Raw genomic sequence first — 9,429 nt, forward strand, 5'->3', positions numbered from 1 at the left:
AGCACCACGAATCAACAACCCCGACGCTTGCGTCGGGGTATGTTGTTCTCATAAGGTGGTTGCAGTCGGCTTTAATACCCTTTGTTACGACGCAAGCGTCGGGGTATTAAACCCTCCGCACGAATCAAAAGGAAAATGTATGAATCCGAAATCTCCGAAAAATATTCAATCCGTTCAGCGTGCTATTGATATCATCGCCTGCTTTAAGAACGGCAGTACTGAAATGAGTCTTGCAGAAATCAGCAGTCTTCTCCATCTTAACAAAAGCACTGTGCACGGACTTCTTAACACGCTGCGTCAAAATGAATACGTTGAACAGGATATATCGGGAAAGTATAAACTTGGGCATTTTTTCCGCGACAAGATTATCGTGATGAATGATTCCAAACAACGCATTCTCAAAGAAAAAGCAAAGAAAGCAATGCAGGAGCTTTCTAACCGATATAACTGCAGTACTGCAATATTTACGTTGGAATCGGGAGAATTAATACTCCTTGAGCGCATACAGCCTAACTCTTCAATCTATTCTATTGCTGCGATGGAAACAATTATTAATCCGCTGCACACGTCCGCATCGGGTAAACTGCTTCTTGCAACTTTTGATGAAGAACAGCTCGATAGATATTTAAGACGGCATCCCCTTCTAAGCACAACATCGCACAGCATTACAACAAAGAAAGCATTACGGGAAAACATCGAATTAATCCGCAGAAATCGGTATTCTATAGAAGATGAGGAGCTTGAGTTGGGCGTCTATGCGGTTTCGGCGCCGATTGTAGATGATAAGCAATGCTTATATGCTACTATCAGCGCAACCGGTCTTTCAGTGCTGATTAAAAATAACATAGATTTAGTAAGAGAGCTAAAAACACTTGCGGATAACTTCAGTGATATGCTTTTTAATCATGAGTAGGCATAGACGTTGCTTCTGAGAAAGCGGCATCTTCTTTACTTTTTTAATATCCGATTTATACTTTTCAAAGGTTCTTATAATGTCATTTTTCCTGCCCCAAGCATATGATAGCATAGGGGGCTGTCCAAAAACTGGAAGCCTATCGGCTTTTTCTGTAAGGAAATGATTTATCATATCCGCTAAAGCGGATTGCGTAACAGCTTTTTGACAGTTTCCTTAGATTTAGATGCGATGTTACGATAACAACGGTACGTCCTTGTACCGTTGTTATCTTCAAGTTTTCTCATCGAAAACTTGTTACTGTTAAAACCACTACCATCCATGGCAGATTTAAAAGTTATTACTGTATAAAGACTTAATTTTAAACTCGTTATCAGCTATGCTGATGAGGGATGGCGAAAAAGCAACCAACTTTTGATACATCCCCGCGATACTGTATGGAACCACTGACATCCTGTCAGAGAAGCGATGTTTTTCGTTCACGCAAAACTCGCAGCCAAAACTATACACAGATGTATAGTTTTGGCGCAGATGCGCCGTATATTTCAAAAGGAGCTTGCTTTTCGATAAAAATCCACTATCGACCGCCCATAAGCGCGTTGGTCGATGCGGGTTAATGACAGGATTTGTTCCGGAAGCTCTTTCTCTTTGGGGCGATGTATCAGCGTAAGCCCTCCGGCAGCAAGAATCGGTTTTTCGGCAATTGTATGTAATAGATCATAATGGAACTGATAGGGAAACGGGGGATCAAGATAGATAATATCAAAGATATGTTTTGAACGCTGGAGATAAAGCTCCACCGGCATACATTTACAGTCAAGTTTTTTGTCTGCAAGCGCGGCATTTTTTAACAAAATAGGAAATTTATCCTTGTCTTTTTCCACCAATACGACCGGATATGCTCCCCGTGAATAGGCTTCCAGTCCGCACATACCCGATCCGGTAAACAAATCTAAAAAAGATTTTCCTTCCAAATCACCTAAAATCGCAAAAAGAGATTCCCTCATTCTATCCATTGCCGGTCGGATAATACCTTTAGGACATTGAACTTTCCGGTTTTTTAGCGTCCCGCCTGTTATACGCATATCGATTTACTTAAATACAAAGAAGTTGACTGAGTTCGTTTTGCGAAACAATCTGATACGCATCAAGATTCTTATCGCTTTCTTGAATCCGCTTTTCTATTCGATCTTTTATATCAGTATGTAATTTATAATAAGCCCCCAGATCGGTACCCGAAACAGACAAAGTAATCTGTTTTTCAATCGTTTTAGCGGCAAATGCTTTTAAGAGCAATAAATAATCAGTTTCGCAGGAATAGAGACTCTGCATAATCGGAAGATATTCAGGCAAATGTGAAAGATTCTGCACTTCGGTAAATAGCGACTGCAATGTATCGGATATAAAAGATATATCAGCAATGGTCTTTTCTAAAAACATATTTTCCGACAGTTCAAGCGAAAGTCCTTCGGTGGTAATATTGATTATTTTTGCAAGCTGATAGAGATTATCATGGAATGCGGTATTTTTAAGCATAGAACGCCTCCCTTTCTACTTTTTCAGTATCGGTATTTTCTCAATAAATATGAGTTTTGCCGAACTTGCCATTTTTTATGCAATGTGGCAGTATGATACGCATGGTTTTCAATGATAAACTTCACATGGGAATTGATGTCGGCTCGACAACCGTAAAAACGGTGATTCTTGCTGCTGATAATTCCATAATATATAGCAGATACGAGCGGCACCGCGCAGATATCCGCAAGACAATTATTTTGGTGGTAACGGAAGCCTTGGATGAGGTGGCAAAGGTTTACGGCAGCCGCGCTCAATTACAAGTACAGGTAACCGGATCCGGCGGCTTGGCTGTTTCAAAGTGGCTCTCCGTGCCTTTTGTGCAGGAGGTTGTCGCCGCAGCTGTCGCCGTGCAGGCAAAGATTCCGCAAACCGATGTTGCTATCGAGTTGGGCGGCGAAGATGCCAAGATAACGTACTTCGGCCGTTCGGTTGAGCAGCGTATGAACGGCACCTGCGCAGGCGGTACGGGCGCCTTTATCGACCAAATGGCGGCGCTCCTCGAAACCGATGCGACAGGCTTAAATGAGCTTGCAAAAAACGCAACAACGATTTACCCCATCGCCGCTCGCTGCGGGGTCTTTGCAAAAACCGACGTACAGCCGCTGATCAACGAAGGAGCGCGGCGGGAAGATATTGCCGCGAGTATCTTTCAGGCGGTTGTCAGCCAGACAATATCCGGTCTTGCATGCGGGAAACCAATCCGCGGCCGCTGCGCCTTTTTAGGCGGCCCCCTACACTTCCTTGATCAGCTGAGGCAGCGATTTATCGAAACCCTGCACCTGACGGACGATGAAATCATCGTGCCGGAAAAATCGGAACTCTTTGTCGCACTCGGCGCAGCGCTCAGCGCCGGTTCCAATCAATCGCTGCGGGCATCGCCCCATAGGGCTGTCAACAACGGCGCCGAATCGGCGGCGATTTCCTGCACGGCGCCAACGAAAACACAGCTCTTACGCACGGGCTTCCGTGCTCATCCGAGTGCACCGCCGGAAATAACAAACACAACAGTATTTATCGCCCCCGCCGCCTTGACCGTGGAAATACTGCGGAATAAGCTCGGCTCCCTCGCCGATGCGGAAATGCAGGAAGTCCAGCGGCTTACGCCCCTCTTTGAAAATGATGCGGCGCTTGCAGAGTTCCGCGAACGACACGGGCGAGAACGGGCGGAAACCGCCCCGCTTGAAGCAGCAACGGGACCCGTGTTCCTCGGTATGGATGCCGGTTCCACCACAACGAAGGCCGTGCTTATCGACCAAGAAGGGAGAATCCTCTGGCAGTTCTACGAATCGAATGCAGGGAACCCTGTCAATCTTGCAGTAACCATGCTGAAATCCCTCTATGAGCAAATTCCGAGCGGAGCGCATATCGCCCGCTCTTTATCTACCGGCTACGGCGAAGGGCTTTTCCAAGCGGCCTTCGGCGTCGATGCGGGAGAAGTTGAAACCATCGCACACCACCGCGCAGCCGATTTCTTTCTTCCCGGTGTTGAGTTTTTGCTCGACATCGGCGGACAGGATATGAAGTGCATCCGCATGAAGAATAACTGTATCAGCTCCATTCAACTGAACGAGGCATGTTCTTCGGGCTGCGGCAGCTTTTTGGATAACTTTGCCCGCTCGCTCGGTATGCCGGTTACGGACTTTTCCGCTCAAGCGCTCCTTGCACCGAAACCTATCGATCTCGGAAGCCGCTGTACGGTCTTTATGAACAGCCGTGTTAAGCAGGCGCAAAAGGAAGGCGCGTCCGTCGGCGATATTTCTGCGGGGCTTTCCTATTCGGTGATTAAAAATGCCCTCTTTAAGGTTATCAAACTGAGAAATACCGCCGCTATCGGCGAAAAGGTGATTGTGCAGGGCGGTACGTTTCACAACGATGCGGTGTTGCGCGCCTTTGAGCTGATTACCGGCAGAGAAGCGGTACGCCCCGATATCAGCGGCTTGATGGGAGCCTTCGGCGCCGCACTCCTCGCCCACGACCAATGGAAAGAACAAGGAGCAGATGCACACGTCCGGTCAAATATCTTGCCGGCGGAAGGACTTGATGCGCTCACCGTCAAACTGGAACTTTCCCGCTGCGGTAAATGCGCAAACAACTGCCTTTTAACCGTCAACCGGTTTAATACGCCCGCAGCAGGTACCCGCATCTTCATTACGGGGAACCGCTGTGAGCGCGGCGCCGAAATAGCGGAAACGGCGAATGCACAGCAAAAAGACTCGCCGGTAGAGGCCGGTAGCCCTGAACAAACCGATAAAAAGAAACAGGCAGATACAAAAAAACAGGACAGTAAGCTACCGAACATCTTCGATTGGAAGTATAAACGTATGTTCTCGTATAAGCCGCTGCCGGAAGCGGAAGCCGCACGAGGCGTTATCGGCATTCCGCGTGTGCTCAACCTCTACGAAAACTATCCGTTCTGGTTCACGCTTTTAACCGAGCTGAAATTTTCGGTAAAATTATCGCCGCGTTCCTCTCGTAAACTCTATGAGCTGGGCTTGGAATCCATCCCCTCGGAATCGGTATGTTATCCCGGCAAAATTTCTCACGGGCACATCGAAGCGCTTTTGAGAGCGGGCGTTACGACGATTTTCTATCCTTGTATTCCTTACGAATTGAAAGAGGACCCCAAGGCAAACAACCATTTCAATTGCCCCGTCGTAACGAGTTATCCAGAAGTGCTCAAAAACAACATCGATGCGCTGCGGCAGGACGAACATATCCGGTTCCTTAACCCCTTTTTGCCGCTCTATAACGAAAAGCGGCTCGGCGAGCGGCTCCACGAAGAGCTCAATAAATACTGGGATATTCCGCTTGCCGAAATCCGCACCGCTGTACGAAAAGCGAAAGAAGAGGCGGAAGCGGTAAAAAAGGAGACCCAGTTCCAAGGAGAAGCGGCGCTTCGGAAAATAAAAGAACAGGGGCTTATCGGTGTTGTGCTTGCAGGGCGACCGTATCATCTTGATCCCGAAATCAATCACGGAATCCCCGAATTGCTGACGGGCTTGGGACTCGCCGTATTAACCGAGGATTCCGTTGCTCATTTAGGCAAACTACCCCACCCGCTTCGGGTTGTAGACCAGTGGGTGTATCACAACCGGCTGTACCGCGCCGCCGAATTTGCCGCACGGCAGGATAACCTCGCGCTCATTCAGCTCACCAGCTTCGGCTGCGGTTTGGATGCGGTTACCGCCGATCAAGTGCAGGAAATTATCGAAGCGCGCGGGAAAATGTATACCCTACTCAAAATCGACGAAGGTTCCAACCTCGGCGCCGTGCGTATCCGTATCCGCAGCTTACTCGCCGCAATCCGCGAACGCGGCAAAAGAGCTCCCGTCAAGGCGCCGGGATACCGCGGCTTTAAGCGGGTTGAATTTACCGAAGAGATGAGCAAACGATACACGGTTCTTGCGCCGCAGATGGCTCCCATTCACTTTGATTTACTGGAAGCAGCCTTTCGGCACTCCGGCTTTAATCTCGTCATATTGCCCGATACCGATCCTCAGGCAATCGACTGCGGATTACGGTATGTAAACAACGATGCCTGCTATCCGGCGATTATCGTTGCGGGGCAGATGATTTCGGCGCTGCAGTCGGGTAAATACGACCTCAATGCGACGGCGCTCATCATCACGCAGACGGGCGGCGGGTGCCGTGCGACAAACTATATCGGGTTTATCAGGCGGGCGTTGGAGGATGCAGGCTTGGGCTATATCCCCGTAATCGGGTTAAGTGCGCAGCAAATTGAAAAGAATTCCGGCTTTAAGCCGACGTTCGGTTTAGCAGACCGCGCGCTAAAGGCGCTCTGCCTCGGCGACTTACTGATGCGTGTACTGTACCGTACCCGCCCATACGAGCAGGAAAAAGGCGCCGCAAATGCGCTCCATCGGCACTACGCGGAGAGAATAAAGAATGAATTGAAACATATGACAGGACGGGATTATCGCAGGATTGTACGCGATATTGTCCATGACTTTGATACGCTTCCGCTCATTCAAGGGGAAAAACCCCGTATCGGCGTAGTCGGTGAAATTTTGGTAAAATTTCATCCGACAGCCAACAACGATATTGTCGGTACCATTGAACGGGAAGGCGCCGAATGCGTCATGCCCGACCTTATGGACTTTTTCTTCTATTCATTGTTCGACGGCATCTATTATGAAACCTCACTGGAATCGAGCGCTTTTAACCGGTTGAAATATCACATCGCGATCCGATACATCGAACGGTACCGCAGCGCGATGAAAAAAACGTTGAACAAAAGCTGCCGGTTTACCGCCCCCGAATCGATCTACAATTTAGCGAAGGGTGTCCACGGGGTTCTGGATTTAGGCAACGACGCCGGCGAGGGTTGGTTCCTTACCGCCGAAATGGTTGAACTTATTAAATCGGGAGTTGTCAGCATCGCTTGTTTACAGCCGTTTGCGTGCCTTCCCAATCACGTTACCGGCAAGGGGATGATTAAGGAACTGCGCCGCCGGTACCCCGATGCGCAGATATCCGCCATCGACTTTGACCCGGGAGCAAGCGAGGTCAATCAGCTCAATCGGCTCAAGCTCTTATTGGCAAATGCACCATACGGCGAACATCCCGACGGAATGAATCGAAAGGGGGCATAATAAGAACCATGATATACGCACCTATTGAAGATACAGCGCTGCAACAGCACCTTGATAAACTTGAAAAAGATGAACTTCATATTTTTACTGCCGACGACGGACTGTTCCGTGGAGGGCTTTTCCATGGCACGCGGTTCGTAAACCGAATACGCGCACAGCACCGGCTGGGTATTCTGGAAACCCTTGTCCTCGGTCAGGCAGGCCTCTGTGCCGCATTGATGATTCAAACAATGAAAGGGCGCGAAACACTCCAGCTGCGCTACGAAACGGATGGCCCTGCAACCGGTTTTTCCGTAGAAGCAGACTCGCGGGGTTCTGTACGCGGCTACCTTTTGCAAAATCCCATTCCGATTACTGCTCCACTTGAAAGCTGGGATCTTGCCCCCTTCTTCGGAAACGGTACTCTCAGCGTTACACGGTTCCCCGAAGCATATCAAACGGAGGGGCGGGATCCGCAGCGCGGTATTGTCGAAATTAAATACCGGAATATCGCAAAAGACCTTGCATGGTATTTTCAGCAATCGGAACAGCTCTACACCGCTTTTAATACAAGTATCCGATTTGACAGCATCGGCAGAGTAGTCGGCGCCGGCGGCTTTTTTATTCAACGGATGCCGACAGAGGGGGGATCACGCCGCGGCGGGCAATTAAAGACGGAAGAAGAAATTGAAGATGCCATTACCGGTATGGAACGGGCATTTACCGCCTGTCCTCCGCTCGGCGATTGGTTCGGTGAAGGCGGCAACTGCGAAGACATTATATTCGGTCTGTTACGAGAGTTTAACCCTCAAGCGGTTGCAACACGGAACATCACTTTTGATTGTCCATGCTCAAAGGAGTATTATCTGGAAGCGCTGAGGAAATTACCGCAAAACGAACTGAAAAACTTAAAAGAAACGGCAGACGATCCGCTTGAGATTGTCTGTAGGAATTGCTCCAGTGTATACCATATTCCGCTTGCCGAATTATAAAATCAGCAAATCTGCGGCAATAATACTTTCAAGGCGGTCGCTGCAGCGGCCTGTTCCGCTTCTTTTTTGCTTTTCCCTAGAGCGGGTTCATATTCTTTCTCTTTAATGACAACTTTTACTTGAAAAACTCTGTCATGATCCGGTCCCGATGTCTCTACCAGCACATATTTCGGGATAATGCGGTATTTTTTTTGTACATATTCTTGCAGCAAAGACTTATAATCCCGATATCGATGTTTATTTTGTTCGACCAGCTGCATCTGCGGTTCAATAATTTTTAATACGAACTGTTGGGCAGCCTTAAACCCCGAATCTAAGTAGAGTGCGCCGATAAGTGCTTCCACCGCATCGGCAAGCAGGGCTTTTTTCTTTCTACCGCCCGACACTTCTTCACCGTGCCCCAGCATTAAATATGTATCGATATTGAGATTCAGTGCAATGGGAAAAAGAGAGTCTTCGGAAACGACAGCCGCTTTAATTTTTGCAAGATCACCTTCAGGTTTATCGGGATGAGCAAGATACAGCTCCGCCGCAACAATCATACCAAGTACCGAATCGCCCAAAAATTCAAGCCGCTCATTATTGATAGGAGAATCGCTGTGTTCATTAGAAAACGAACGATGACGAAAGGCTATATCCAATAAGCCAATATTTTTAAATTTACATCCTGCTTTTTTTTGAAAAGTAAGCAGTTCTTGCTTCCGGTGTTTTTCTAAAACATGCGTAAAAGGAAACAAGAACGACATCTTTTGCAATATTACTTTGACTGAGATTTAATGAAATCGTAAGCATCTCTAACAGTTTCGAATTCGCTTACTTTTCCATCGGGAATCTTTATCCCCATCTCTTCTTCGATTGCATACACCAGCTCATACGTATCAAGGCTATCAGCGCCGAGATCTTGGCGGAATGAAGAATCGAGCGTAATTTTATCCGCATCAATTTCCAATTTGTCTGCAATCAGCTTTTGAATTTGAACAAATAATTCGTCCATAAAGAAAATCCTCTCTTAATTTAATGTATCCGGATCAACGACCTGATGTCCGCGGTAGAACCCGCATTTTGAACATACATGATGAGATAAAATTAAATTGCCGCAATTTGCACACTCCACAAGATGAGGCGCGTTTAACCGCATATTGATTCCTCGACGGCGGCGTGTGCGTGCTTTTGACGTTTTAGCTCTTGGCACTGCCATAAGGTAACCTCCCTATTCATAATTAAATCACAAAAAGATATTCCATATTATACGTGAACCTGAAAATAGTCAATACATCGTGAACAATCCGGGGTAAACGCATCAGGCGTTTTATGAATGTTCCCCGCAAAATAAGAGAGTCTACTCGACCAGAGG

8 protein-coding genes are annotated in these 9,429 nt (G+C 47.7%); 3 read left to right on the forward strand and 5 right to left on the reverse strand.

Annotation, left to right across the window (positions count from 1 at the left end; translation table 11 throughout):
- Positions 1-139: 139 nt before the first annotated feature.
- Entirely contained in the window at positions 140-913 is a 774-nt protein-coding gene (locus tag HGH47_RS08515) for an IclR family transcriptional regulator (RefSeq protein WP_212564808.1), read from the forward strand.
- Positions 914-1,458: 545 nt separating this feature from the next.
- Here HGH47_RS08515 and rsmD read toward each other — a convergent pair.
- Positions 1,459-1,998 (reverse strand): 16S rRNA (guanine(966)-N(2))-methyltransferase RsmD, encoded by a 540-nt coding sequence (rsmD, locus tag HGH47_RS08520; protein ID WP_212564809.1) that lies wholly within the window; start codon positions 1,996-1,998, stop codon positions 1,459-1,461.
- A gap of 10 nt (positions 1,999-2,008) precedes the next feature.
- A complete protein-coding gene (locus tag HGH47_RS08525; protein ID WP_212564810.1) occupies positions 2,009-2,449 on the reverse strand; it encodes a hypothetical protein in 441 nt (146 codons plus the stop codon).
- Between the two features lie 92 nt (positions 2,450-2,541).
- Between HGH47_RS08525 and HGH47_RS08530 the strand changes: the two genes are divergently transcribed.
- Positions 2,542-7,104 carry an acyl-CoA dehydratase activase-related protein gene (locus HGH47_RS08530; RefSeq protein WP_432911730.1) on the forward strand — a complete coding sequence of 1,521 codons (4,563 nt, stop codon included), beginning with the start codon at positions 2,542-2,544 and terminating at the stop codon, positions 7,102-7,104.
- 8 nt (positions 7,105-7,112) lie between these two features.
- Positions 7,113-8,075: an Hsp33 family molecular chaperone HslO gene (locus HGH47_RS08535; protein ID WP_432911733.1), complete on the forward strand. Its 963-nt coding sequence runs from the start codon at positions 7,113-7,115 to the stop codon at positions 8,073-8,075.
- A gap of 2 nt (positions 8,076-8,077) precedes the next feature.
- Here HGH47_RS08535 and rnc read toward each other — a convergent pair whose 3' ends face one another.
- From rnc to rpmF, 3 genes are read right to left on the reverse strand one after another with little or no spacing between them, the layout of a single operon-like run.
- On the reverse strand, positions 8,078-8,812 hold the full coding sequence (gene rnc / locus HGH47_RS08540) for a ribonuclease III (protein ID WP_432911736.1): 735 nt from the start codon (positions 8,810-8,812) through the stop codon (positions 8,078-8,080).
- A 20-nt stretch (positions 8,813-8,832) separates the two neighbouring features.
- Positions 8,833-9,069, reverse strand: coding sequence for an acyl carrier protein (gene acpP / locus HGH47_RS08545; RefSeq protein WP_016522148.1), 237 nt, complete (start codon positions 9,067-9,069; stop codon positions 8,833-8,835).
- A gap of 15 nt (positions 9,070-9,084) precedes the next feature.
- Positions 9,085-9,273: a 50S ribosomal protein L32 gene (rpmF, locus tag HGH47_RS08550; RefSeq protein ID WP_016522149.1), complete on the reverse strand. Its 189-nt coding sequence runs from the start codon at positions 9,271-9,273 to the stop codon at positions 9,085-9,087.
- Between the last annotated feature and the right edge of the window lie 156 nt (positions 9,274-9,429).

This window comes from Treponema sp. OMZ 805 (genome assembly GCF_050937395.1).
In the GTDB taxonomy this organism is placed as follows: Bacteria; Spirochaetota; Spirochaetia; order Treponematales; family Treponemataceae; genus Treponema.